The following is a 23800-nucleotide window of genomic DNA, read 5'->3' on the forward strand; positions in this document are numbered from 1 at the left end:
CAGCTCTAAGGGAAGCAGCTTTATGCAAGAGCTGCAAGTGGCAAGCCCTTTGATCGATAAAAGCGCTTAATGACTGAACGAGCCATGCGCTTTCGTCCAGCCTTCGGCGCTCTTTAACCGAAAAAGTCGAATCGGCCCTGCACAGAGTATTCTGGTTTGCAGCTATGCCAACAATTGTTTCAGGAGTCCGCTGAAGCGCTGTTGCTGGCTTGTCTGTCTGAGCCGGTTGGCCCGGAAGATTGCCTTGAGGTCTTCCAGCGCATGGGCGAAGTCATCGTTGATGACCAGATAGTCGTACTCGGTGTAGTGGCTCATTTCGCTGACCGCTTCACGCATGCGTCGCTCGATGATGTCGTCGCCATCCTGGCCACGGTTGGTCAAGCGCTGGCGCAGGGCTTCCTGGGTCGGCGGCAGGATGAAGATGGAACGGGCTTCCGGCAGCAGACGGCGTACCTGCTGCGCGCCTTGCCAATCGATTTCGAGGATCAGGTCGCAACCTTCTGCGAGAATCTCTTCCAGCCACAGTTGGGACGTTCCATAGAGGTTGCCGAATACTTCGGCGTGCTCGAGAAATTCATGGCGTTCGAGGCGTTCTCGAAACTCGGCGTGTTCGACGAAGTGATAGTTGATGCCATCGACCTCGCCCGGGCGCATGGCGCGCGTGGTATGCGAGACCGAGACACGGATCTGCGGCAACGCCTCGACCAGCGCCTTGACCAAGCTGGTCTTGCCGGCCCCGGATGGGGCTGAAACGATGTAGAGCGTGCCGGTGTAGGCAGACATGATGATCACCTGGGCGTGCGCTGTGGATTATTCGATGTTCTGAACCTGTTCCCGCATCTGTTCGATGAGGACCTTGAGATTGATTGCAGCCTGGGTGCTGCGCGTATCGAAGGCCTTGGAACCGAGAGTGTTGGCCTCTCGGTTGAGTTCCTGCATGAGGAAGTCCAGCCGGCGTCCGGTTGCGCCGTCGCTGCGCAATACTCGGCCGACTTCCGCTACATGGGTAGTCAGGCGATCCAGCTCTTCGGCCACGTCGCTTTTCTGGGCCAGTAGCGTTATTTCCTGTTCCAGTCGAAGTGGGTCGAGGGCGACCTGCAGTTCAGCGCAGCGATCATGGATCTTCTGGCGTTGTGCTTCGAGCATGTCTGGCAGTATTTCCCTTAGGGCCGTTACCTGTTCGAGCGCGGTGGCAAGGCGTTCATCGATCACTTTGGCCAGCTCCATTCCTTCACGCTCACGGCCTTCCTTGAGCTCGTCGAGGGACATCTGGAAGAGCTCCAGTGCGGTTTGGTTCAACGCTTGCCTGTCGGTCGAGCTGGCGACCAGGACACCGGGCCAGCCGAGAACTTCCAGAGGGTTCAGCGGAGCTGGTTGGCCGATCAGCTCCGCCAGGCTCTCGGCTGCCCCGATGACCTGGCGCGCATGCTCGTGATTCACTTGCAGCGCACGGCTACCAGCCGCCTCGGTGAAATGCAGCGTACATTCCACTTTGCCTCGCGACAGTCCCTTGCGCAGCATCTCGCGGACCGGCGCTTCCAGGTCGCGAAAGGTATCCGGCAGGCGCAGGTGGGGTTCGAGGTAGCGATGATTGACCGAACGGATCTCCCAGCCGAGGGTGCCATGGGCACCGGCGAGTTCGGCGCGGGCAAAAGCCGTCATGCTGTGGACCATCAGGTTTACCTCTGCAGGTGGTCGATAAAATGGGTGATTGTAACGGAAAACGGCTTGTCAATGATCGTGCCAGTGAGACTGGCCGGATTGGTCGTCGGGAACCTGCCTGAGCTCCACTGATTCTTTATGGCGAGCGTTGGTGATGGCCGGTCATCTTGCGCTGAGGGGAGAATTCCGTTGCGGATTTTACATCCAGCCTCGTTCTGCCATGGACAGTGGTTCGCCATCGCCAACGATGAAGTGATCGAGCACACGTACATCGATCAGCGCCAGCGCGTCTTTCAGGCGTTGGGTCAGGTGGCGGTCGGCCTGGCTGGGTTCGGTAACGCCGGAGGGATGATTGTGGGTCAGAATCAGCGCTGCTGAATTATGCGCCAGGGCGCGCTTGACTACTTGGCGCGGGTAGACGCTGGCGCCATCGATGGTGCCACGGAAAAGCACCTCGAAGGCCAGCACCCGGTGCTTGGCATCGAGAAACAGGCAGCCGAACAGCTCGTGCGGTTCGTGCCGCAGTTGGGCTTTGAGGTAATCGCGCACCGCCTGCGGGCTTTCCAGTGCCGAATCGCGCCGCAGGCGTTCGGCCAGGTGCCGCCGGCCCATTTCCAACACTGCCTGCAACTGGGCGAATTTGGCCGGCCCCAGCCCCAGATGCTGGCTGAAGCGGATTTGATCGGCCTCCAGAAGGCTTCTCAGGCTGCCGAAATCATTGAGCAAGCGCCGGGCAAGATCCACGGCGCTGAGTCCGGAAACGCCGGTACGCAGGAAGATTGCCAGCAGTTCGGCGTCGGAAAGCGCGGCAGGCCCTTGAGCCAGAAGTTTTTCTCGCGGCCGTTCAGCCTCCGGCCAGTCGCGTATGCTCATGATTCACCATTCCTTAGTCGAGTGGGCGCCCTGCTCCGTATCGGGGCGCTGTGCTATCTTAGCCAGCTTAATCGGCAGGGGATTGCGCACAAGCGGACCCATGTCGCAGATTTGAACAACAAGGCAGGCCTCATGCAGCGGCTGCACCATAAACGCATTCTCCTCGGTGTCGGCGGTGGGATCGCTGCCTACAAAAGTGCCGAACTGGTACGCCGGCTGCGCGACCAGGGCGCTGAGATTCGCGTAGTCATGACGCGGGCGGGGCGCGAATTCATCACCCCTCTGACCTTGCAGGCGCTTTCCGGGCATCCGGTGCATCTCGACCTGCTCGATCCGGCGGCTGAAGCGGCCATGGGTCATATCGAACTGGCGCGTTGGGCCGATCTAGTGCTGATCGCGCCAGCTACCGCGGATTTGCTGGCACGCCTGGCGCAAGGCGATGCCGACGATCTGCTGACCACGCTGGTACTGGCCACCGATGCTCCGGTCGCGCTGGCTCCGGCGATGAACCAGGCGATGTGGCGCGATCCGGCAACCCAGGCCAATGTCGCATTGCTGCGTGAGCGCGGCCTGCGCCTGTTCGGCCCGGCTTCCGGTAGCCAGGCTTGCGGCGATGTCGGCTTCGGTCGCATGTTGGAACCGGACGCATTGGCCCAGGCTGCCGCCGACTGTTTCGAAAACCTTTTGCTGACCGGCCGCCATGTGCTGATCACGGCAGGTCCTACCCAGGAAAATATCGATCCGGTGCGCTACATCACCAACCACAGTTCCGGCAAGATGGGCTTTGCTCTGGCCGAAGCGGCTGCCGAGGCTGGGGCGCGGGTAACGTTGGTCAGCGGTCCGGTGCATCTGCCGACCCCGGATCGAGTCGAGCGCATCGACGTGGTCAGTGCTCGCGATATGCTCGCAGCCTGCGAGGCTGCCATGCCCTGTGATTTGCTGATTGCTGCCGCGGCAGTGGCCGACTATCGGCCCGAGGTGGTTGCACCGCACAAGCTCAAGAAAAATCCCGCCAATGGCGAAGGCATGTTGCTACAACTGGTGCGCAACCCGGATATTCTGGCGACGTTGGCGAAACGTCCTGATCGCCCGTTCTGCGTCGGTTTCGCCGCCGAGACCGACAACCTGCTGGAATACGCAACCCGCAAGTTGCTTGATAAGAATCTCGACCTGATCATCGCCAACGATGTGGCCAATCCCAATATCGGGTTCAACAGCGAAGAGAATGCAGTCAGCGTGATCGATCGCCAGCGGCATGAAACCCGTTTCGACCAGGCCAGCAAGGGGCATATTGCCCGTCAACTGATAGCCTTTATCGCCGACCGTTACCAGTAGGCCTAAACATGCATAAACTTCAAGCCAAAATTCTCGATCCTCGTCTCGGCCGCGATTTTCCCCTGCCGGAATACGCCACGGCCGGCTCGGCCGGCCTCGACCTGCGGGCGATGTTGCCGAGCGATACCTGCCTCGAACCGGGCCAGACGATCCTGATTCCGACTGGATTGTCGATCCATATCGGTGACTCCAGTCTTGCTGCCCTGGTGTTGCCGCGCTCCGGGCTTGGCCACAAGCATGGCATCGTGCTGGGTAATCTGGTGGGGCTGATCGACTCCGACTATCAGGGCGAATTGATGGTGTCCTGCTGGAATCGGGGCCAGGATGCTTTCACCCTCACCATCGGCGAGCGAATTGCCCAACTGGTGCTGGTTCCGGTGGTGCAGGCACAATTCGAACTGGTCGAGGCGTTTTCCGCCAGCCAGCGTGGCGCCGGTGGTTTTGGCCACTCCGGTAGCCATTGAAAATACCCTGCTCGCAATGCCGACTGTTGCTTTGCCCGGAACTCTGACTGGCAGACACTATCCAATCATCGTTTTCGGGCTTTCTCGCATTTCGATGCACTGGAGCATCGGATCTGGAGCCCGGCAAGTTACCTGCTCCGCCAACGATGGCGGAGCGTTGCCGGCAGCCGATAGCCCCGGTCAATGAGCCGGCCGCGATAGCGGGCTCTTCCCTGGGCCCGGATACCCAACACTCTCGACGAGGTCCGGAATCTGCCAGGCCTCGATACAAATGGAGCGAGAACCGCAATGACCAGCGCAAAAGCCCCCCAACTGCCCGCCAGCATCTTCCGCGCCTACGATATTCGTGGTGTGGTCGGCGACAGCCTTACCCCGGAAACCGCCTACTGGGTCGGTCGCGCCATCGGTTCGGAAAGCCTGTCCCGCGGTGAGCCCAATGTCTCGGTCGGCCGTGATGGCCGTCTGTCCGGCCCGGAATTGGTCAAACACCTGATCCAGGGCCTAGCCGACTGTGGCTGCACCGTCAGCGATATCGGCATGGTACCGACGCCGGTACTGTATTACGCAGCCAATATTCTGGCTGGCAAATCCGGGGTCATGCTTACCGGTAGCCACAATCCGCCGGATTACAACGGCTTCAAGATCGTCGTCGCCGGCGACACCTTGGCCAATGAGCAGATCCAGGCACTGCGCCAGCGTATCGAGCATAACGATCTGGCTTCGGGCCAGGGCCGGATCGAACAGGTCGACGTGCTCGACCGCTATACCCAGCGCATCCTCGAAGACATCAAACTGGAGCGCCCGTTGAAGGTCGTGGTCGACTGTGGCAACGGCGTCGCCGGGGTGATCGCACCCAAGCTGATCGAAGCCCTGGGCTGCCAGGTCATTCCGCTGTTCTGCGATGTGGATGGCAACTTCCCCAACCACCATCCCGATCCGGGCAAGCCCGAGAACCTGGAAGACCTGATCGCCAAGGTCGAAGCCGAAAAAGCCGACCTGGGTCTGGCTTTCGATGGCGATGGCGATCGTGTCGGCGTGGTGACCAACAAAGGTAATATCATTTACCCGGATCGCCTGTTGATGCTGTTTGCCAGGGATGTGGTCTCACGCAACCCGAATGCTGAAATCATCTTCGACGTGAAATGCACCCGGCGTCTGATCAATCTGATCGAAGGCTACGGTGGCCGTCCCTTGATGTGGAAAACCGGTCACTCGCTGATCAAGAAAAAAATGAAGGAATCCGGTGCCTTGCTGGCGGGTGAAATGAGCGGCCACGTCTTCTTCAAGGAGCGCTGGTTCGGTTTCGACGATGGTATCTACAGCGCCGTACGCCTGCTGGAAATCCTCGCCAAGGAAAAACGCGATGCCGATCAGGTATTCGATGACTTCCCGCTCGACATCTCCACGCCCGAGATCAATATCCCGGTGACAGAAGAAAGCAAATTCACCATCATTGAGGCTTTGCAACGCGACGCCCAGTGGGGTGACGCCAATCTGACCACCCTGGACGGTGTGCGTGTCGACTATCCACAAGGCTGGGGCCTGGTGCGTGCATCCAATACCACTCCGGTGCTGGTGCTGCGCTTCGAAGGCGATACCCAGCAAGAGGTCAGCCGTATCCAGGATGTGTTCCGGGCCCAGCTCCACAAAGTCGCTCCCGATCTCAAACTGCCGTTCTGACCTGCGGAGCCCTGCATGACCCTCAGCCATGAAGCTGCCACCCGATTCGCCCAGATTCTTTCCGAGGCGCTGCCCTACATTCGCCGGTTCGTCGGCAAGACGCTGGTGATCAAGTACGGCGGCAACGCGATGGAGAGTGACGAGCTGAAAACCGGCTTCGCCCGCGACATCGTGATGATGAAGGCGGTGGGCATCAATCCGGTGGTAGTACATGGCGGTGGGCCACAGATCGGTGACCTGCTCAAGCGCCTGAACATCGAAAGCAATTTCATCGATGGCATGCGCGTGACTGATAGCCAGACCATGGACGTGGTGGAAATGGTTCTCGGGGGACAGGTCAACAAGGATATCGTCAACCTGATCAACCACCACGGCGGCAAGGCCATTGGCCTGACCGGCAAGGATGCTCACCTGATCCGTGCCCGCAAACTGCAGGTTACGCGGCAGACACCGGAAATGACCAAGCCGGAAATCATCGACATCGGTCAGGTCGGCGAGGTGTCGAGTGTCAATACCGAATTGTTGAATATGCTGGTTCGTGGTGACTTCATCCCGGTCATCGCGCCCATCGGTGTAGGTGAGGCAGGCGAGTCCTACAACATCAATGCCGATCTGGTCGCAGGCAAGGTGGCGGAGGCGCTACGCGCCGAAAAACTGATGCTGCTGACCAATATCGCCGGCCTGATGGACAAGCAGGGCAAGGTATTGACCGGGCTGTCCACTACCCAGGTGGACGAGCTGATCGCCGACGGCACGATCTACGGCGGTATGCTGCCGAAGATCCGTTGCGCCCTGGAAGCCGTCCAGGGTGGTGTGACCAGCGCGCATATCATCGATGGTCGTGTGCCGCATGCCGTGATGCTGGAAATTTTCACCGATACAGGCGTCGGCACACTGATCACCAACCGCAGCAGTTCCTGAATGAAACAGCCTGGCTACCCCAGTGTAGCCAGGCTGTTTCTTTCTTGCTCGTTTCTGCAGGCGCTTTTGCCGTTATCGAATCCCGTACTGCGCGCGGTAAGCTTCTACCTTTGGCAGATATTGCTTGAGTTGCACATCCGACGCCAAGTACTCGAGCACTTGGGGCAAGGATACGATGCTAACTACCGGTATACCGAAATCGCGCTCTACTTCCTGTATGGCAGACAATTCGCTCTGGCCGCGCTCTTCGCGGTTGAGCGCAATCAGCACACCGGCCGGCCGGGCATTCTGCGCCTTGATGATCTGCATGACTTCACGGATGGCCGTACCAGCCGTAATGACATCGTCAACGATCAGGACTCGCCCGGCCAAAGGCGCTCCAACCAGGGTTCCACCTTCGCCATGAGCCTTGGCTTCCTTGCGATTGAAACACCAGGGGAGGTCGCGCCCATGTTGTTCATCCATGGCGATGGCAACCGCTGCCGCCAGTGGAATACCTTTGTAGGCAGGGCCGAACAACACATCGAATTGCAGATTGCTGTCTGCCAGCGCGGCCGCATAGAAGCGCCCGAGCCGTGCCAGCGCCGAGCCGGTGTTGAACAATCCGGCATTGAAAAAGTAAGGACTGGTGCGGCCCGATTTAAGGGTGAACTCGCCGAAGCGCAAGACGCCGCGCTCGATGGCGAAGCGGATGAACTCGCGTTGATATTCCTGCATGAAAATAGCTCCGAAATTCACGGATCTAGCGATATATACTGTGTCGGTTATGATACACGCTGATTTTTTCAGGGACCATTTATGCGGATCATCAGTGTCAATGTGAATGGCATTCATGCGGCGGTACAGCGAGGATTGCTCAGCTGGCTGCAAGCACAGAATGCCGATGTCATCTGCCTGCAGGATACTCGTGCCTCCGCCGTGGAACTCGACGATCCGGCCTATCAGCTGGACGGTTATTTCCTTTATGCCTGCGATGGTGAGATACCTGAGCAGGGCGGTGTCGCCATTTATTCCCGGCTTCAGCCGAAGGCCGTGATCATGGGGCTCGGGTTCGAGTCGGCCGATCGTTATGGGCGTTACCTGCAGGCGGACTTCGATAAGCTCAGCATCGCGACCTTGCTCATGCCTTCCGGGCAGGATGGGGACGAAAGCCTGAACCAGAAATTCAAGTTCATGGACGACTTCACCCATTACCTCGACAAGCAGCGTCGCAAGCGCCGGGAATACATCTACTGTGGCTCGCTGTACGTAGCGCACCAGAAGCTGGATGTGAAGAACTGGCGAGATTGCCAGCAAAGTCCGGGATTCCTGGCTCCCGAGCGCGCCTGGCTGGATGAAGTCTTCGGCAATCTGGGTTACGTGGATGCCTTGCGCGAAGTGAACCGGGAAGGGGATCTGTATAGCTGGTGGCCGGATACCGAGCAGGGCGAAATGCTCAATCTCGGCTGGCGCTTCGACTATCAGATTCTGACGTCCGGCCTGCGGCGCTTCGTCCGCAATGCGCGCTTGTCACGTCAACCGCGGTTTTCCCGGCATGCGCCATTGATCGTCGACTATGACTGGATGCTGAGTGTGTAGCTGCCATCCGCGAGCTGCACGCCTCCTTTGGGGAGGCGAGTTGCCGTAAGCCTTTATTTTACCAATCGCCAGCAGAACGGGTAGCGATAAGACTTGCCTTCGTTGGCGCGGATGCCGGCAATCACTACCAGCACGAAAGCAATGAGGCTGATCAGTGCCATCAGCGGGAAGCCGATGATGAACCAGGCCAGGACACCACAGATCATCATCAAGATGCTGTAGGTGATCTGGAAATTCAGCGCTTCCTTGCCTTGTTGGTCGATAAACGAGTGTGCTTCCCGCTTGAGTTGCCAGAGAATCAGCGGGCCGATCACATTGCCGATCATCGGCACCATAAGGCCGAAAAAGGCCGCGTAATGGCACAGCATCGCCCATTGCCGGGTTTCGCGGTCCAATGCGGGCGGTAATAAATTCCGATCATTCATGCCGTGTTTCCAGCTCAGTCCGCCAGTGCCACGCGTTGCAACTCGAAAATCTCGCGCATCCCGGTCTGAGCCAGGGCCAGCATGGCATTGAACTCTTCGGGTTGGAAGGGCGTGCCTTCGGCGGTTCCCTGTACTTCGATGAAGCCACCGGTATCGGTCATCACGACATTCAGGTCCGTTTCCGCCGTGGAATCCTCAAGATAGTCCAGATCCAGCACGGGTTGGCCCTGGTAGATACCGACCGAGACTGCTGCGACCATTTGTTTGAGTGGCTCGCCTTTCAGCGCTCCGCGCTTTTTCAAAAGGCGCAGGGCATCGATCAGAGCAACCATGGCACCACTGATGGAGGCGGTACGGGTGCCACCATCGGCCTGGATTACGTCGCAATCGATAAAAATAGTGTTTTCGCCCAGCTTGGACATATCCAGGGCGGCGCGTAGCGAGCGACCGATCAGGCGCTGGATCTCAAGCGTACGCCCACCCTGTTTGCCGCGACTGGCTTCGCGCTGGTTACGTTCGCCGGTCGAGCGCGGCAGCATGCCGTATTCGGCGGTCAGCCAGCCTTGGCCCTGGCCCTTGAGAAAGCGCGGTACGCCACTTTCGACACTGGCGGTGCAGATCACCCGGGTATCGCCAAATTCCACCAGTACCGAACCTTCGGCATGCTTGGTGTAATGGCGGGTGATGCGAATCGGACGCATTTGGTCAGCAGTACGGCCACTTGGACGCTTCATCGGAAACCTTGTCTGTTAGCTGAGGACGTGGAGTCGCCGTATTATAGAGACCTTGACGGTAGTTATGTCAGCGCCGGGAACAGGCTGTCGTTCAGATAATCCGTTGCAACTGCGATCAGCAGGGAAATGACGCGTAAACCTTGGCTGCGATCACCCTGCAAGGGCTGAAAGCGATCCAGTGATTGGGGAAAAGCGAGTGGCGTTATCCAGGTTCCATGCTTGTTGCACTGTAGGCTTTCTGATATAAAGCACCGCTGTTTTTTCGGGGCGGCCGCCAGGCTTTTACATGGCTGGCAATGCCTCGATCAAGATGCGGCGCGAAGCGCCGACGTTCAAGCGGCCAACCCATGCCGGGTTGGGCATGTGGTTTAGAGGGCTGAGGCATGTCTAGAGTCTGTCAAGTTACCGGTAAGGGTCCGGTGACGGGGAACAACATTTCCCACGCACATAACAAAACCCGCCGTCGTTTCCTGCCTAACCTGCAGCATCATCGTTTCTGGGTCGAATCCGAGAAGCGCTTCGTGCGTCTGCGTATTTCCGCCAAGGGCATGCGCATCATCGACAAGCGTGGTATAGATGTCGTTCTGGCCGAAATTCGTGGCCGTGGCGAGAAGGTTTAAGGAGAGCAAGCATGCGTGATCTGATTCGTTTGGTGTCCAGCGCCGGTACCGGCCACTTCTACACCACCGACAAGAACAAGCGCACTACGCCGGACAAGATTGAAATCAAGAAATTCGATCCGGTCGTACGCAAGCACGTGATCTACAAGGAAGCCAAGATCAAGTAACGGTCTTTCTCCCTTGTTGGAAAACCCGCCATTCGGCGGGTTTTTCGTTTCAGTCGTTTCAGTTTTCTGACAAATGTTCCGATGGCCTCAAGCCGTTTTACGAATGGCTTCGGCCAGGCGTTCGAACAGTGTGTCGATGTGTTCTTTTTCGATGATCAGGGGCGGCGACAGGGCGATGGTATCTCCGCTGGGGCGTACCAACAGTCCATTTTCGAAGCAGTGACGGAACACGTCGTAGCCGCGCTTGCCAGGCCCGGCAGCATCGGGTGCGAGCTGTACGCCAGCGACCAGGCCGACGGTACGGATATCGATGATCCCGGGCAGGCCTGCGAGACTGCCCAGTGCCTTCTGCCAATAGCCTTCCAGTTCGATGCCTTTCTGGAACAGGTTTTCCCGTACATAGATTTCCTGGGTAGCGAGCGCGGCGGCGCAGGCTACCGGGTGTCCGGAATAGGTGTAGCCATGGAAGAATTCGATGGCACTTTGCGGGCCAGTCATGAAGGCGTCGTGGATGGTTTGCGCAACGAACACTGCCCCCATTGGAATACTGCCGTTGGTCAGTCCTTTGGCGCAAGTGAGAATGTCCGGCGTGACGCCCCAGCGCTGAGCGGCGAAGGCCTCGCCAACACGGCCGAACCCGGTGATGACTTCATCGAAAATCAGCAGGATGCCGTGCTTTGTCGTGATTTCCCGCAAGCGTTGCAGATAACCCTTGGGTGGCAGGATCACGCCGGCGGAGCCAGACATCGGCTCGACAATCAGTGCGGCGATGTTTTCCGCGCCATGCAGTGCAATCAGCCGTTCCAGCTCCTCGGCTTTTTCCGCGCCGAATTCCGGCAACCCTTTGCTGAAAGCGTTGCGCTCGATATCCAGCGTATGGGCCAGGTGGTCAACACCAGGCAGCAGCGGGCCGAAGGCGCGCCGATTGTTGACCAGGCCGCCGACCGAGATACCGCCGAAACCGACGCCATGGTAAGCCAGTTCGCGACCAATCAGGCGGGTCCGTGTGGCTTGGCCGATGGCACGCTGGTAGGCCAGGGCGATCTTCAGGGCCGTGTCCACCGATTCCGAGCCTGAGTTGGTGAAGAACACTCGGTTCAGCCCCTTGGGGCCGATTTCGCTCAGCCGCTCAGCCAACTCGAAGGGTAACGAATGCCCCATCTGAAAGGTCGGTGCGAAGTCCAGCCGGGCGATCTGTCGGCTTACCGCCTCGGTGATTTCGCGGCGGCCGTGGCCGGCATTGCAGCACCAGAGCCCGGCGGTTCCGTCGAGGATTCGATGGCCGTCACGGTCGGTGTAGTACATGCCTTCGGCGCTTTCCAGCATGCGTGGATCGGCCTTGAACTGGCGGTTGGCGGTGAAGGGCATCCAGAATTGATCGGGCAACACTGAGGTCATGTCGGGCTCCGCCGGGATTGAGAGCGAGGATTGGAGTCTATGTTTAAGAAAATGAACAAAACAAGGCTGAAAGGCCTCTTGCGTAAAAAATATTGATAGCGTCATTTCCCTGGTTTAGGGTTTTTGTTCCCCTCGGCCATTTGACAGGAGATCCGCATGCCTACCTTGACTTTAGCCGACTGGCAGCAGCGTACCCGCGAATTACGTATCGAAGGCCGTGCCTTCATCCAGGGCGAATATGTCGACGCAATCGGTGGCGGGCGCTTTGATTGCGTCAGCCCGATCGATGGTCGTACCTTGGCCACGATTGCCAGCTGCGATGCAGCGGACGCCGAACGAGCCGTGGCCAGCGCGCGGACCAGCTTCGAATCAGGTGTCTGGTCGAAGCTGGCCCCAGCAAAACGCAAGGCCGTGATGATCCGTTTCGCCGAGCTGATCGAGGCGAACCGGGAAGAGCTGGCGTTGCTGGAAACGCTGGATATGGGCAAACCGATCAGTGATTCGCTGTTGGTGGACGTGCCTGCCGCGGCGCGTTCGCTGCGCTGGAGCGGCGAGGCGATCGACAAGCTCTACGATGAAGTCGCCACGACCCCCCATGATCAGTTGGGGCTGGTCACACGCGAGCCGGTGGGGGTGGTCGCGGCTATCGTGCCGTGGAATTTTCCGCTGCTGATGGCGTGCTGGAAATTGGGTCCGGCCCTGTCCGCCGGTAATTCCGTGGTGCTCAAGCCTTCCGAGAAATCGCCGCTGACCGCCATTCGCGTGGCTGGCCTGGCGCTGGAAGCCGGGATTCCGGCAGGCGTATTGAATGTCTTGCCGGGATACGGGCATACGGTAGGCAAGGCACTGGGCTTGCATCTGGATGTGGATACTCTGGTGTTTACCGGTTCGACCAGGGTAGCCAGGCAACTGATGGTTTACGCCGGCGAATCGAATATGAAGCGCGTCTGGTTGGAAGCGGGTGGCAAGAGCCCGAATATCGTGTTCGCCGATGCTCCAGATCTGCAAGCGGCGGCACGGGCGGCGGCTGGTGCCATTGCCTTCAACCAGGGCGAGGTTTGCACTGCCGGCTCGCGATTGTTGGTGGAGCGCTCGATCAAAGAGCGCTTCCTGCCGCTGGTGGTCGAGGCGCTCAAGGAGTGGAGACCGGGCAATCCGCTCGATCCGGCAACCAATGTCGGCGCACTGGTGGACGCTCAGCAACTGGCTACCGTGCTGTCGTATATCCAGGTGGGACATGAAGAGGGCGCCTCCCTGATGCTGGGTGGCCAGCGTGTGCTGGAGGATACCGGCGGGATTTATGTCGAGCCGACCATCTTCGATGGGGTGAGCAATGCGATGAAGATCGCCCGCGAGGAAATTTTCGGTCCAGTGCTGTCAGTGATCGAGTTCGAGACGCCGGAAGAAGCCATCGCTATCGCCAACGATACCCCATATGGCCTGGCGGCGGCGCTCTGGACCGCGGATCTGTCCAAGGCACACCGAACAGCCCGCGCGCTGCGCGCCGGCAGCGTCTGGATCAATCAGTACGATGGTGGCGACATGACAGCGCCGTTCGGCGGCTACAAGCAATCCGGCAATGGACGGGACAAGTCGCTGCATGCATTCGACAAGTACACCGAGCTGAAGGCGACCTGGATTCAGCTCTGAGTGCACCGGTTGGTGGCCGTCTTCCAGATTTCCTGCAGGCGCATGGGTAGCTGCAGAGCATCGAACGGCTTGTTGATGACCGCGCGGGCACCTAGCTGGCGCAGTTCCTCGAAACGCTCGGGGGCGAGGTAGCCGGTCAGAAATACCACCGGCACTTCGCGAAGATTCACGCGTGTACCGAGCTTGCGCAGGGTCTCGACTCCGTCCATTTCCGGCAGCATGACATCCAGCAGGATCAGATCTGGATTGAATTGCTGTACCTGTTCCAGTGCCTGCTGGCCGGATTTGCAACTGAGCACCTCGAAGCCACCTACCTTTTCCAGGGCTATCCTGGTAATCAGTTGGATCGATGGTACATCTTCAACATGCAAGATGCGCTTGAGCCCTCGCATTTCTATTTTTACTCCGGGTCTTTGGCCGTTTTGCTGGGTGCTCCAGACTGCCGGCGGATTTGCCTTGTGTCGGATTCTTAGGCCTGTTCAACGTCGCGAGTTAGAGCCAGACAAGGCAAGCATGGCTGAGGAAGTGGGCTGGGCCCGCCCGCGAGTTTACGAGTTGTAAATAAGCATTCCGACCGGGCTGGCGTCCAGGCCATTCTTAACGCCGTGTGGCCGACACGCAGCAGCCTTTGCAACGGTTCTTATACCTTCATTCAGCGTAGATCCAATTGATGCAGATGCTGCGTTGATTGGAGCTTTGACGAAAAATTGCAGCTCATCCATTCATTTGTCGGGTTTTGTTTGACTGGGTTTTGAAACTTAATCAATCGCTGATTTTCAGAGTTATGAGTGGTTGCGGGTCAGGGTGGGATACGGAAACCTTAATTCTAGGAGAGAGTATTTTGCAGGCCATCCAGAATAGTCGTCTCGACGCGGGCTTACTGCCCGAAGAACAGGCCGAAACCCTGCTTGCATTGATTCACGCCCGCTCGGAAGTAGAGCGCCTGGGCGAGCGGGAACGACTTTTCAGTAACCTGCTCGATAATCTCAACGTAGTGCTCTGGGCGCTCGATTGGAAAGGACAGCGGATGATTTATATCAGCCCTGCCTACGAGCGTATTTTTGGCCGTTCGGTGGCCCTGTTGCTGGCCAACTACAGCGAATGGCGCAATTGCATCTACCCGGACGACCTCGAATATGCCCAGCGCAGTCTTCTGGCGGTGCTGGAGCGCGGTGCCGTGGAAAACCGCGAATACCGCATCATCCGTGGCGATGGTCAGTTGCGCTGGATCAGCGACAAATGCTTCATTGCCCGTTCGGCGGGGCTGGAGCTGGAGCCGGGCTCGATTATCGTTGGGATCGTCGAAGACATCACCGACAGAAAGCAGCATGAAAGCGAGCTGCAACGTCTTGCCCATATCGACGAATTCACTCAAGGCGGCAATCGCTGGCATTTTCTCGAGCGCGCTCAGCGGGAATTCGATCATGCTCGGCAATACGCGACACCGCTAGCCTTTCTGTTGCTGGACGTCGATGACCTGAAGCGAATCAGCGATGCCTTCGGGCATGCCGTCTGCGATGAAGTCCTGCGGATGGTTGCCCAGTGTTGTCGCTCGGTCCTGCGTCGCGGCGATCACTTCGGTCGTATTGGTCACGAGGAGTTCGCGCTGATGCTTCCGGGCTGCTCACCCGAGCTTGCCGCGCAGATCGCCATGCGTTTGCAAGTGGAAATCCAGCGGCTGCCGCTCAGGATTCGTGAGCAGTCCTGCGAGGTCACTATCAGTCTCGGCCTAGCTGCCCTTTGTGCCGACGATTCCTGCCTGAGCAGTCTTATTGCCCGTGCCGACTCGGCCATGCAGCAGGCCAGGCAGGCGGGCAATAACCGGATCATCACCACCTGACGGTGAATTTCTTTCGCCATGGCGGCTCCGATGACTTTCCCTCCTGGCTGGATCGCGTTATCCATACGGCATGCAGCGCGTACGGTGTTATGGGCCTTGCGCCGCATTCGCCGGGAAATTCTGGAGGGCCATGCCGGTCCACTTTATATGCCCTGTTACAGGTACCAGACCCTGCAAAGTCTTCAGGCAAGCAAAGGACGACATCGCCATGCAGCCCCAAGTAGACAGTTTTTTCGATACCGTTACCCACACCTACAGCTATATCGTTACTGATCCGGCTACGCGTCAGTGCGCGATCATCGATCCGGTGCTCGACTACGATGCCGCCGCCGGGCGTATCTCGCATGCCGGGGCCGACCGTTTGATTGCCCATGTCCGCGAACATGGCCTACGGCTCCAGTGGCTGCTGGAGACCCATGTGCATGCCGATCACCTGTCGGCCGCGGTCTATATCAAGCGCGAACTGGGCGGCGAGCTGGCTATCGGGGCGCGGATCACCGAGGTCCAGCAGATATTCGGCCAATTATTCAATGCCGGCAGCGGCTTTGCCACGGATGGGCACCAGTTCGGCCGGTTGTTCCACGATGGCGAGCAGTTCCAGATTGGCTCGTTGACGGCGCAGGTCATCCACACACCCGGACATACGCCAGCTTGTGTGACCTACCTGATCAGCAATACCGGCTTCGTCGGCGATACGCTGTTCATGCCGGACTATGGTACGGCGCGCTGCGACTTTCCCGGCGGCGATGCCCGGTCACTGTATCGCTCGATCCGCAAGCTGTTCGAGCTGCCTGGTGCGACCCGCCTGTTCATGTGTCATGACTACAAGGCGCCCGGGCGCGAGGAGTTCCTCAACCAGACGACTATCGCCGAGCAGCGCGCCGGCAACGTACATGTTCACGATGGGGTGAGCGAAGATGATTTCGTTGCCATGCGCACGGCGCGCGACGCCAAGCTTTCCATGCCGAACCTGCTGCTGCCTTCGATCCAGGTCAATATGCGTGCTGGCAAGCTGCCGCCGGCCGAAGACAATGGCCGGCACTACCTGAAGATTCCATTGAGCGGTTTCTGACGACGCGTCAGCACGGCTGGCCTGCCGGCTGCTGCTGGGTGATGCAGTGGATATTGCCGCCACCCAGCAGGATTTCCCGTCCCGGCAGCATGACGACTTCCCGCTCCGGGAACAGCCGCTGGAGGATGGCCTGGGCCTCGCGATCCTGTGGCACATCGAATGCGGGCGCGATGATGCCGCCATTGACGATGAGAAAGTTGATGTAGGACCCGGCCAGACGGATCGATGGATCGCGCGGCTGGCTGCCGACCGCCCGGTCGACTCCGGCACATTCTTCTGCTGTCGCGTAGAGGGGGCCGGGGATCGGCATCTTGTGTACCTTGAGCGCACGGCCTCGCGCATCGCGGGTATGTTTCAGTACTTCGAGCGCGGCCCGGCAGCGTGCATGGTTGAGATCGTACGGGTCGTCAGTCCATGCCAACAGCACTTCACCTGGCCGCACGAAACAGCAGAAATTATCGACGTGGCCATCAGTCTCGTCGTTGTACAGCCCCAGCGGCAGCCAGATTACCCGCTCTACTGCCAGCTGTTCGTACAACACATTTTCGATCTGCGCACGGGAAAGCTGAGGGTTGCGGTTGGCGTTGAGCAGGCATTCCTCTGTGGTGAGCAGACTTCCTTCGCCATCCACATGAATAGCGCCGCCTTCGAGTACGAACCCTTCAGTGCGATAGCGCACGCACCGCTCGATCTGCAGAATCTTGCGGGCAACCTGGTCATCGCGCTGCCAGGGCCAGTACAACCCGCCCTCAAGGCCGCCCCAGGCATTGAACGTCCAGTCCACACCGCGCACCTCACCTTTATCATCGATCACGAACGTCGGGCCGGTATCGCGTGCCCAGGCATCATCGCTGCTGATTTCCAGCACGCGAATGGCCGGATGTTCGAGCCGGGCGCAGGCGTTCTCGTATTGTCCGGCGCAAACGCCGACGCTCACTGGTTCGAAGCGGGCGATGGCCCTGGCCACCTCGATGAATGCCGCCTGTGCCGGTTTACCGCCGAGGCGCCAGTTGTCTGGCCGCTCCGGCCAGAGCATCCAGGTCTGGCTATGGGATTCCCATTCGGCAGGCATGTGGAAGCCGTCCTGGCGGGGGGACCCGGATAAATGGTGCGTACTGGATAAATTGAGCATCGAATCACCCGTTGAAAACTACTCGCGCCATGCTCGGAGTCCGGGGTTGGAGCCGTACCCTGATGGTGCAGGCGCGGATCTTGCCCGGCTGGTAGCCGACAGTGTTCGGATCATCCTCAACCGCCTTGGGGTACGAGTGGCTGTTCAGGGCTTTCCGAGGATGGCAGGAAGCGCCATTGGCGGGATGCATTCTTGTCAAAATCAAAGGCACCGAGATATACCGCATCTTCGGGTAGCTTTTGTCCGGCTCTTGAGACGTTCTTGTCGACGGCGGAAAGGCGTGCGAGGTCGAAATAGCCCTTCAGATAGAGAACCTCGTCTGAGGCGCGGTATAACTGGGTTCGCACATATCCACCCGGGTCCGGGAACAGCAACTGCTCGATCTTCACTCCGTCCGGAGTACGAAACACCAGTTTTCTCTCGTATTCCGCCAGGAACGGATGGGTCTGCGTCAACTGGATGGTTATTTTCGCTCCCGTCTGCGGCGATTCCCATGAGGTTTCCAGGGGCGACGTCGAGGCTGGAAATAGAATGGGCAGTGCCAGCAGAACCGTGACGCACGTGAAGACTCCGATCAACAACTTTTTCAATAGGCGCTTCATGTTTTCTGGCACCTGACATCAAGATTCGGTTTGCATGGCGAGACGCACTAACGCATGTGCCAGCACAGATTCAGGAATCCAGCGAGCCGTCCAGGGTCTTGATCGGCGTATAGAGGTTCGGCCGGCGGTCGCGGAACACACCCCAGGCGCTGCGGATGCGTTCCAGCTCGTCCAGATCGAAGCCTTGGATCAGCACGCCTTCCTCGGTTTCGCCCAGCTCCACCAGCTTGGCGCCGGTCTGGTCGGCGATGAAGGAAGAGCCGTAGAAGGTGATCGCGTAGCCATCCTGCTCCTCACGGCCGACCCGGTTGCTGGCGATCAGCGGCATCAGGTTGGCGCCGGCGTGGCCCTGCTGGACCCGCTGCCAGTGATCACGCGACTGAATACTCGGGTCCTGCGGTTCGCTGCCGATGGCGGTCGGGTAGAACAACAACTCGGCGTCCAGCAGGGCCATGCTGCGGGCCGTCTCGGGGAACCACTGATCCCAGCAGATGCCCACGCCGATCCGCGCGTAGCGAGTGTTCCAGACCTTGAAGCCGGTATCGCCGGGGTTGAAATAGTACTTCTCGTGGTAGCCGGGGCCGTCCGGGATATGGCTCTTGCGGTAGATACCGAGGTTCTTCCCGTCGGCGTCGAGGATCGCCACGCTGTTGAAGCGTGCACGACCGCGCCGTTCGAAGAAGCTGATCGGCAGCACCACCTGCAGCTCGGCGGCGATCGCCTGGAAATGCCGCACGGCCGGGTTTTCCTCCACCGGCGTGGCCAGTTGCAGATAGTCCGGGTTGGGCTTCTGGCAGAAGTACGGCGTCTCGAACAGTTCCTGGAGCAGGATGATTTGTGCGCCTTGTCCGGCAGCCTGGCGTACCAGCCGCTCGGCTTTGTCGATATTGGCCTGGCGATCCCAGGAGCAGTTCATCTGAGTGGCGGCGACGGTGACGACTCGGGACATGGGAAACCTCGCTGGCGGCTGGTGTATCGCTGGGGTAACGGAAAAGGTACGGACCAGGGACTGTTCAAGATAGCGGCTGCCTCGCTGCTGTCCAGCCTCGAAGCGGTGGGCAGGTATGCCTTGCCCTTGCCGGCACGAGGTTCAGCAGTTGGTGTGGCGAGCCGACGCTGGCTCCCTTCATGCGGTTCGTCCCTTGTCGATCAGCCAGCAAAATCTGAAAACCAGAGGTATTACGATAAGCAGATTGATCAAATTGAAACCCCCGAAAAATACCGAAAGGGTCAGCGTCCAGAGAAAGTTGTGCAGATAGGACCAGTCATTGGGATTGCCGCTGTAGACATCGCCCAGGATATCGGTCGTGGCCAGCGTCAGGGTGAACATCAGATAGCTCAACGCGCTGAACAGCACAGCCTTCCAGTAACTGTAGCCCTCGGCCGACTCTCGCCACCAGACGCAGTAGAAATACAGGATGGCGGCCATCCAGCAGGCGCACAAGGTGAAGCCGATCAACAGAATCCTCAACTCAATCGGCTCGAGGAATATGGAGAACAGTCTTTCAAGGTCAAATCCCTTGCGCAGGAATAGTCCCAGCAGGGCTGCTCCCAGCAGTAAACCACCGGGAATGGATGCTATGCCCACCAGCACGAGAATCACCCATTTCCACGTTTTCCGCTCGGTGCGGTCAGGGGCGATCGGGACACTATCCGCTGAACTGTTTTGTGGGGGCATGCCATGGTCCTTTTCATGTCATGGGGTTGGAACGTCGTAGGGAGATGCTGATTCGTTTTCCTGGGGAATGGATTACTGTCTTGCTGCCCTTTGGCATTCAGACCGTATGCAGATACCAGTTGTACTCAAGGTCTGAGATCGAATGCTCGAATTCCGCCAGCTCGCTTTCCTTGCAGGCGACGAAGATATCGATGTAGTCCGAGTTGATATAGCGCGCCATGATCTGGCTGTCGTCCAGTGTTCGCAGCGCGTCGCGCAGGTTGGTTGGCAGGCTGGCTTCCACCTGCTCGTAGGAATTGCCCTTGATCGGCTCGTCCGCTTCGATCCGGTTGGTCAGGCCGTGGTGAATCCCGGCCAGCACTGCCGCCATCATCAGGTACGGATTGGCATCGGCACCGGCGACCCGGTGCTCGATGCGTAGCGCGTCGGCGCTTTCGGTGGGGATGCGCAAGGCTACGGTACGGTTGTCTAGGCCCCAGCAGGGGGCATTGGGCACGTAGAACTGTGCGCCGAAGCGGCGGTAGGAATTGACGTTGGGGCAAAGGAAGGCCATCGAGGCGGCCATGGTTTCTTGCAGGCCGCCGATGGCGTGGCGCAACGCCTCGTTCTGCAACGGGTCTTCGCTGGCGAAGATGTTATTGCCGTCGCGGTCGAGAATGGATATGTGCAGGTGCAGCCCATTGCCAGCCTGCCCCGGATAGGGCTTGGCCATGAAGGTCGTGTCCATCTCGTGGTCGTAGGCGATGTTCTTGATCAGTCGCTTGAGCAGTACGGCGTAGTCGCAGGCCTTGATCGGGTCGGCGACATGGTGCAGGTTGACTTCGAATTGCGCCGGTGCGCTTTCCTTGACGATGGCATCGGCCGGAATGCCCTGTTCCTTGGCACCTTCGAGGATGTCCTGCAGGCAATCGACATACTCATCGAGATCATCGATCAGATAGACCTGCGTCGAAACCGGCCGCTTGCCGGAAATCGGTGAGCGGGGCGGTTGTGGGCGACCATTCACGTTCTCCTGGTCGATCAGGTAGAACTCCAGCTCGAACGCGGCGCACACTGTCAGTTCCAATTTCTCGAACTTGTCCACCACTTGCCGCAGGACTTCGCGCGGATCGGCGAAAAAGGGCGTGCCGTCGCGCTCGTGCATGGTCATCAGCAACTGCGCGGTGGGGCGTTTCTGCCAGGGCTCCTTGCTCAGGGTATTGGGGATGGGCAGGCAGATGCGGTCCGCATCGCCGATATCCAGGCCCAGGCCGGAGCGTTCCACGGTGATGCCATTGATGTCGAGGGCGAACAGCGAGGCGGGCAGGTTGATGCCTTTTTCATACACCTTGTGCAGGCTGGCGCATTCGATGCGTTTGCCACGCACCACACCGTTCATATCGGCAATCAGAAGGTCGACGAACTGGACTTCCGGATGTTCCTTGAGGAAGGCGTTCGCTTCATTGAGTTGAACGACACGAGGCGGGGACGACATGGTGCATACCTATAATTTAATTTTAATTTTGTTAAAAATTTCAATCAATCCTTGTCTTAAGGGCAGTCAATCTGAAAGCTATTAGTGTGTCAATAGGACTGTCCAATGCCCTGTAATGGCGCGCTTGTGGCCGTTTTCGGGGCAGTTGCGCGCATGTCGGGTACTTTACCCGAGCTATCCATGGGCAGGCCATGCGGCTCTATTGTAAGAAAAAATGAACAAGGCTAACCTCGTTCCCATCAATCGCACAGATAATGGATTCAGCCATGGCTCGCATGCCGTTGATCGGCGTTTCCGCCTGTACCAGCCTGATCGGTCATCATGTCTTCCATATTGCCGGTGACAAATACATCTGCGCTGCGGCCATCGCCGGACTGCCGCTGGTGATTCCGGCCCTGGGCAATCTGATCGACCGCGATGCTCTGCTGGAAAGTGTAGACGGTCTGCTGTTTACCGGTTCGCCTTCAAATGTCGCGCCACAGCATTACAACGGCCCGGCGAGTGCGGCCGGTACGCAGCATGACCTGGCCCGCGACGACACTACACTGCCGCTGATCCGCGCGGCTGTGCGTGCTGGCATTCCGATACTCGGCATCTGTCGTGGCTTCCAGGAGATGAACGTGGCCTTTGGTGGCACCCTGCACCAGAAGGTGCATGAGACGTCGCCTTACCAGGATCACCGTGAAGACCCGCTCGAGCCGCTCGACATGCAGTACGGGCAGCGCCATTCCTTGACTGTGCAGCCTGGTGGCTTGCTGGAGATGCTGGGTTTGCCACCCAAAATCCAGGTCAATTCCCTGCATGGTCAGGGTGTGGAAACCCTGGGTAGCGGCCTGCGAATCGAAGCGTCGGCCCCGGACGGCCTGGTCGAGGCCTTCAGTGTCGAAGCTGCCGATACTTTTGCCCTCGGCGTGCAGTGGCATCCCGAGTGGCAGGTGCAAAGCAACCCCCATTACCTGGCGATTTTCCAGGAATTTGCCAGGGCTTGTCGGGAACGCGCCCAACGGCGCTAAACAAGTCGGATCAGACCTCCAGAGGCCTTTATGACGACCAGTTTCGACCAGCTCACCAGTTGGCTGAAGGAACGCAAGATCACTGAAGTGGAATGCCTGATCTGTGATCTGACCGGCATCGCCCGCGGCAAGATTTCCCCAACCAGCAAGTTTATCGTCGAGCAGGGCATGCGCCTGCCCGAAAGCGTGCTGCTACAGACGGTGACCGGTGATTCGGTGGAGCCGGACATCTATTATCGGCTGCTCGATCCAGCCGATATCGACATGTTCTGCCGCCCGGACCCGAGCGCGGTATTTCTGGTGCCCTGGGCTATCGAACCCACCGCGCAGGTAATCCACGATACCTACGACAAGCAGGGCAACCCCATCGAACTGTCGCCGCGCAACATTCTCAAGAAGGTCCTCAAGCTCTACGCTGACCGCGGCTGGCAGCCGATTGTTGCGCCGGAGATGGAGTTTTACCTGACCAAGCGCTGCGAAGACCCGGATCTGCCGTTTCAGGCACCGATTGGCCGCTCCGGGCGGCAGGAGACCGGGCGGCAATCCTTTTCCATCGATGCGGCCAACGAGTTCGATCCGCTGTTCGAGGACATGTACGACTGGTGCGAGGCTCAGGGTCTGGATCTGGACACTCTGATCCATGAGGAAGGCACCGCGCAGATGGAGATCAACTTCCGCCATGGTGATGCTCTGCACCTGGCCGACCAGATCCTGGTGTTCAAGCGCACCATGCGCGAGGCGGCGCTCAAGCACAACGTTGCCGCCACCTTCATGGCCAAGCCGATGACCGGTGAGCCGGGCAGCGCCATGCATTTGCACCAGAGCGTGATGGATCAGGACGGGCGCAATATCTTCTCCAATCCCGACGGCTCCATGAGCGAGCTGTTTCTGCAGCATGTCGGCGGCCTGCAGAAATACATTCCCGAGCTGTTGCCGCTGTTCGCGCCCAACGTCAATTCCTTCCGGCGTTTCCAGCCGGGTACCTCGGCACCGGTGAACGTCGAATGGGGCGAGGAGAACCGCACCGTCGGCTTGCGTGTGCCGGAATCCGATCCGCAGAACCGCCGCGTCGAAAACCGTCTGCCGGGTGCCGATGCTAACCCTTATCTGGCCATCGCCGCGAGCCTGCTGTGTGGCTACATCGGCATGGTCGAGGGACTGGAACCGAGCCCGCCGGTCAAGGGCCGCAGTCATGAGCGGCGCAATCTACGCCTGCCGCTGTCGTTGCATGCGGCGCTGGAGCGCATGGAAAGCTGTCGCGATCTCGAAGCCTACTTGAGCCCGCGATTCATTGCCGGTTACATCGCGGTCAAGCGTGCCGAGCAGGAAAACTACAATCGCATCATCAGCTCCTGGGAACGGGAGTTTCTGATGCTGTCGGTATGAACACGGCGAGAGGCCGATAAGCACGCTGCAGGCTGGATGAAGCAAGTGATGCCATCCAACCTTCAGCACTTTGGCCGGCTTTTCGGTCTTGAGATT

At 59.0% G+C, this 23800-nt stretch carries 24 protein-coding genes and 1 pseudogene; 12 read left to right on the top strand and 13 right to left on the bottom strand.

Features of this window, described 5'->3' with window-relative positions; genetic code table 11:
- Positions 1–162 precede the first annotated feature (162 nt).
- The 3 genes from gmk to radC form a co-directional block, all read right to left on the bottom strand.
- Complete coding sequence (gene gmk / locus FHR87_RS09200) at positions 163–783, bottom strand: guanylate kinase (RefSeq protein WP_183166429.1); 621 nt, start codon at positions 781–783, stop codon at positions 163–165.
- 27 nt (positions 784–810) lie between these two features.
- Positions 811–1674 (bottom strand): YicC/YloC family endoribonuclease, encoded by an 864-nt coding sequence (locus FHR87_RS09205; RefSeq protein WP_183166430.1) that lies wholly within the window; start codon positions 1672–1674, stop codon positions 811–813.
- A 186-nt stretch (positions 1675–1860) separates the two neighbouring features.
- Positions 1861–2535 carry a RadC family protein gene (radC, locus tag FHR87_RS09210; protein ID WP_183166431.1) on the bottom strand — a complete coding sequence of 225 codons (675 nt, stop codon included), beginning with the start codon at positions 2533–2535 and terminating at the stop codon, positions 1861–1863.
- Between the two features lie 132 nt (positions 2536–2667).
- Between radC and coaBC the strand changes: the two genes are divergently transcribed.
- The 4 genes and pseudogenes from coaBC (at position 2668) to argB (ending at position 6935) form a co-directional block, all read left to right on the top strand.
- A complete protein-coding gene (gene coaBC / locus FHR87_RS09215) occupies positions 2668–3870 on the top strand; it encodes a bifunctional phosphopantothenoylcysteine decarboxylase/phosphopantothenate--cysteine ligase CoaBC (protein ID WP_183166432.1) in 1203 nt (400 codons plus the stop codon).
- A gap of 8 nt (positions 3871–3878) precedes the next feature.
- Complete coding sequence (gene dut, locus FHR87_RS09220; RefSeq protein WP_183166433.1) at positions 3879–4334, top strand: dUTP diphosphatase; 456 nt, start codon at positions 3879–3881, stop codon at positions 4332–4334.
- A 234-nt stretch (positions 4335–4568) separates the two neighbouring features.
- Positions 4569–6014, top strand: a pseudogene (locus FHR87_RS09225) (phosphomannomutase/phosphoglucomutase); the annotation flags it as partial.
- A 15-nt stretch (positions 6015–6029) separates the two neighbouring features.
- Positions 6030–6935, top strand: a complete 906-nt coding sequence (gene argB, locus FHR87_RS09230) for an acetylglutamate kinase (RefSeq protein WP_183166434.1) — start codon at positions 6030–6032, stop codon at positions 6933–6935.
- A 72-nt stretch (positions 6936–7007) separates the two neighbouring features.
- Here the strand turns inward: argB and pyrE are convergent, their stop codons facing one another.
- Positions 7008–7652, bottom strand: a complete 645-nt coding sequence (pyrE, locus tag FHR87_RS09235; protein ID WP_183166435.1) for an orotate phosphoribosyltransferase — start codon at positions 7650–7652, stop codon at positions 7008–7010.
- Positions 7653–7733: 81 nt separating this feature from the next.
- On the opposite strand from pyrE, the gene FHR87_RS09240 reads away from it, so the two are divergent.
- Complete coding sequence (locus FHR87_RS09240; protein ID WP_183166436.1) at positions 7734–8513, top strand: exodeoxyribonuclease III; 780 nt, start codon at positions 7734–7736, stop codon at positions 8511–8513.
- Between the two features lie 53 nt (positions 8514–8566).
- On the opposite strand, the gene FHR87_RS09245 is transcribed toward FHR87_RS09240, so the two are convergent.
- Positions 8567–8938 (bottom strand): DUF4870 domain-containing protein, encoded by a 372-nt coding sequence (locus tag FHR87_RS09245; RefSeq protein WP_183166437.1) that lies wholly within the window; start codon positions 8936–8938, stop codon positions 8567–8569.
- A gap of 14 nt (positions 8939–8952) precedes the next feature.
- Positions 8953–9672 (bottom strand): ribonuclease PH, encoded by a 720-nt coding sequence (gene rph / locus FHR87_RS09250; RefSeq protein ID WP_183166438.1) that lies wholly within the window; start codon positions 9670–9672, stop codon positions 8953–8955.
- Between the two features lie 383 nt (positions 9673–10055).
- Here rph and rpmB point away from each other — a divergent pair, with 383 nt between their 5' ends.
- Both rpmB and rpmG read left to right on the top strand, forming a co-directional pair.
- Positions 10056–10292, top strand: coding sequence for a 50S ribosomal protein L28 (rpmB, locus tag FHR87_RS09255; RefSeq protein ID WP_183166439.1), 237 nt, complete (start codon positions 10056–10058; stop codon positions 10290–10292).
- A gap of 11 nt (positions 10293–10303) precedes the next feature.
- Positions 10304–10459 carry a 50S ribosomal protein L33 gene (gene rpmG / locus FHR87_RS09260; RefSeq protein ID WP_003284185.1) on the top strand — a complete coding sequence of 52 codons (156 nt, stop codon included), beginning with the start codon at positions 10304–10306 and terminating at the stop codon, positions 10457–10459.
- A gap of 87 nt (positions 10460–10546) precedes the next feature.
- Here the strand turns inward: rpmG and aptA are convergent, their stop codons facing one another.
- A complete protein-coding gene (gene aptA, locus FHR87_RS09265; RefSeq protein ID WP_183166440.1) occupies positions 10547–11857 on the bottom strand; it encodes an omega-aminotransferase AptA in 1311 nt (436 codons plus the stop codon).
- A gap of 156 nt (positions 11858–12013) precedes the next feature.
- On the opposite strand from aptA, the gene FHR87_RS09270 reads away from it, so the two are divergent.
- Complete coding sequence (locus FHR87_RS09270; protein WP_183166441.1) at positions 12014–13507, top strand: aldehyde dehydrogenase; 1494 nt, start codon at positions 12014–12016, stop codon at positions 13505–13507.
- Here FHR87_RS09270 and FHR87_RS09275 read toward each other — a convergent pair.
- On the bottom strand, positions 13498–13899 hold the full coding sequence (locus tag FHR87_RS09275; RefSeq protein WP_183166442.1) for a response regulator: 402 nt from the start codon (positions 13897–13899) through the stop codon (positions 13498–13500). The genes FHR87_RS09270 and FHR87_RS09275 overlap by 10 nt on opposite strands.
- A 449-nt stretch (positions 13900–14348) precedes the next feature.
- Here FHR87_RS09275 and FHR87_RS09280 point away from each other — a divergent pair, with 449 nt between their 5' ends.
- Together FHR87_RS09280 and FHR87_RS09285 are read left to right on the top strand one after the other, a co-directional pair.
- On the top strand, positions 14349–15347 hold the full coding sequence (locus tag FHR87_RS09280) for a GGDEF domain-containing protein (RefSeq protein WP_246335931.1): 999 nt from the start codon (positions 14349–14351) through the stop codon (positions 15345–15347).
- Between the two features lie 208 nt (positions 15348–15555).
- Positions 15556–16419: an MBL fold metallo-hydrolase gene (locus FHR87_RS09285; RefSeq protein ID WP_183166444.1), complete on the top strand. Its 864-nt coding sequence runs from the start codon at positions 15556–15558 to the stop codon at positions 16417–16419.
- Positions 16420–16426: 7 nt separating this feature from the next.
- Here FHR87_RS09285 and aguA read toward each other — a convergent pair whose 3' ends face one another.
- The 5 genes from aguA to FHR87_RS09310 form a co-directional block, all read right to left on the bottom strand.
- Entirely contained in the window at positions 16427–17551 is a 1125-nt protein-coding gene (gene aguA / locus FHR87_RS09290; RefSeq protein WP_183166445.1) for an agmatine deiminase, read from the bottom strand.
- A 116-nt stretch (positions 17552–17667) separates the two neighbouring features.
- Positions 17668–18153 carry a hypothetical protein gene (locus FHR87_RS09295; protein WP_183166446.1) on the bottom strand — a complete coding sequence of 162 codons (486 nt, stop codon included), beginning with the start codon at positions 18151–18153 and terminating at the stop codon, positions 17668–17670.
- A gap of 70 nt (positions 18154–18223) precedes the next feature.
- Positions 18224–19102, bottom strand: coding sequence for an N-carbamoylputrescine amidase (aguB, locus tag FHR87_RS09300; protein ID WP_183166447.1), 879 nt, complete (start codon positions 19100–19102; stop codon positions 18224–18226).
- 177 nt (positions 19103–19279) lie between these two features.
- Positions 19280–19831, bottom strand: coding sequence for a hypothetical protein (locus FHR87_RS09305; RefSeq protein ID WP_183166448.1), 552 nt, complete (start codon positions 19829–19831; stop codon positions 19280–19282).
- Between the two features lie 97 nt (positions 19832–19928).
- Positions 19929–21305 carry a glutamine synthetase family protein gene (locus tag FHR87_RS09310; RefSeq protein WP_183166449.1) on the bottom strand — a complete coding sequence of 459 codons (1377 nt, stop codon included), beginning with the start codon at positions 21303–21305 and terminating at the stop codon, positions 19929–19931.
- A 266-nt stretch (positions 21306–21571) separates the two neighbouring features.
- Here FHR87_RS09310 and FHR87_RS09315 point away from each other — a divergent pair, with 266 nt between their 5' ends.
- A complete protein-coding gene (locus FHR87_RS09315) occupies positions 21572–22318 on the top strand; it encodes a gamma-glutamyl-gamma-aminobutyrate hydrolase family protein (RefSeq protein WP_183166450.1) in 747 nt (248 codons plus the stop codon).
- 30 nt (positions 22319–22348) lie between these two features.
- Positions 22349–23704, top strand: a complete 1356-nt coding sequence (locus FHR87_RS09320) for a glutamine synthetase family protein (RefSeq protein WP_183166451.1) — start codon at positions 22349–22351, stop codon at positions 23702–23704.
- Positions 23705–23800: the final 96 nt, after the last annotated feature.

The sequence above is a fragment of the Azomonas macrocytogenes genome (assembly GCF_014191985.1).
Classification (GTDB): Bacteria; Pseudomonadota; Gammaproteobacteria; order Pseudomonadales; family Pseudomonadaceae; genus Azomonas; species Azomonas macrocytogenes.

Coding starts and splice junctions, on each gene's coding strand:
- rph (WP_183166438.1), bottom strand. CDS start 9,672: ATGAAGCGTCCAAGTGGCCGTACTGCTGACCAAATGCGTCCGATTCGC.
- aguA (WP_183166445.1), bottom strand. CDS start 17,551: ATGCTCAATTTATCCAGTACGCACCATTTATCCGGGTCCCCCCGCCAG.
- argB (WP_183166434.1), top strand. CDS start 6,030: ATGACCCTCAGCCATGAAGCTGCCACCCGATTCGCCCAGATTCTTTCC.
- rpmG (WP_003284185.1), top strand. CDS start 10,304: ATGCGTGATCTGATTCGTTTGGTGTCCAGCGCCGGTACCGGCCACTTC.
- FHR87_RS09240 (WP_183166436.1), top strand. CDS start 7,734: ATGCGGATCATCAGTGTCAATGTGAATGGCATTCATGCGGCGGTACAG.
- dut (WP_183166433.1), top strand. CDS start 3,879: ATGCATAAACTTCAAGCCAAAATTCTCGATCCTCGTCTCGGCCGCGAT.
- gmk (WP_183166429.1), bottom strand. CDS start 783: ATGTCTGCCTACACCGGCACGCTCTACATCGTTTCAGCCCCATCCGGG.
- rpmB (WP_183166439.1), top strand. CDS start 10,056: ATGTCTAGAGTCTGTCAAGTTACCGGTAAGGGTCCGGTGACGGGGAAC.
- FHR87_RS09285 (WP_183166444.1), top strand. CDS start 15,556: ATGCAGCCCCAAGTAGACAGTTTTTTCGATACCGTTACCCACACCTAC.
- FHR87_RS09270 (WP_183166441.1), top strand. CDS start 12,014: ATGCCTACCTTGACTTTAGCCGACTGGCAGCAGCGTACCCGCGAATTA.
- aptA (WP_183166440.1), bottom strand. CDS start 11,857: ATGACCTCAGTGTTGCCCGATCAATTCTGGATGCCCTTCACCGCCAAC.
- FHR87_RS09310 (WP_183166449.1), bottom strand. CDS start 21,305: ATGTCGTCCCCGCCTCGTGTCGTTCAACTCAATGAAGCGAACGCCTTC.
- FHR87_RS09305 (WP_183166448.1), bottom strand. CDS start 19,831: ATGCCCCCACAAAACAGTTCAGCGGATAGTGTCCCGATCGCCCCTGAC.
- coaBC (WP_183166432.1), top strand. CDS start 2,668: ATGCAGCGGCTGCACCATAAACGCATTCTCCTCGGTGTCGGCGGTGGG.
- FHR87_RS09205 (WP_183166430.1), bottom strand. CDS start 1,674: ATGGTCCACAGCATGACGGCTTTTGCCCGCGCCGAACTCGCCGGTGCC.
- radC (WP_183166431.1), bottom strand. CDS start 2,535: ATGAGCATACGCGACTGGCCGGAGGCTGAACGGCCGCGAGAAAAACTT.
- pyrE (WP_183166435.1), bottom strand. CDS start 7,652: ATGCAGGAATATCAACGCGAGTTCATCCGCTTCGCCATCGAGCGCGGC.
- FHR87_RS09295 (WP_183166446.1), bottom strand. CDS start 18,153: ATGAAGCGCCTATTGAAAAAGTTGTTGATCGGAGTCTTCACGTGCGTC.
- FHR87_RS09320 (WP_183166451.1), top strand. CDS start 22,349: ATGACGACCAGTTTCGACCAGCTCACCAGTTGGCTGAAGGAACGCAAG.
- aguB (WP_183166447.1), bottom strand. CDS start 19,102: ATGTCCCGAGTCGTCACCGTCGCCGCCACTCAGATGAACTGCTCCTGG.
- FHR87_RS09315 (WP_183166450.1), top strand. CDS start 21,572: ATGGCTCGCATGCCGTTGATCGGCGTTTCCGCCTGTACCAGCCTGATC.
- FHR87_RS09245 (WP_183166437.1), bottom strand. CDS start 8,938: ATGAATGATCGGAATTTATTACCGCCCGCATTGGACCGCGAAACCCGG.
- FHR87_RS09275 (WP_183166442.1), bottom strand. CDS start 13,899: ATGCGAGGGCTCAAGCGCATCTTGCATGTTGAAGATGTACCATCGATC.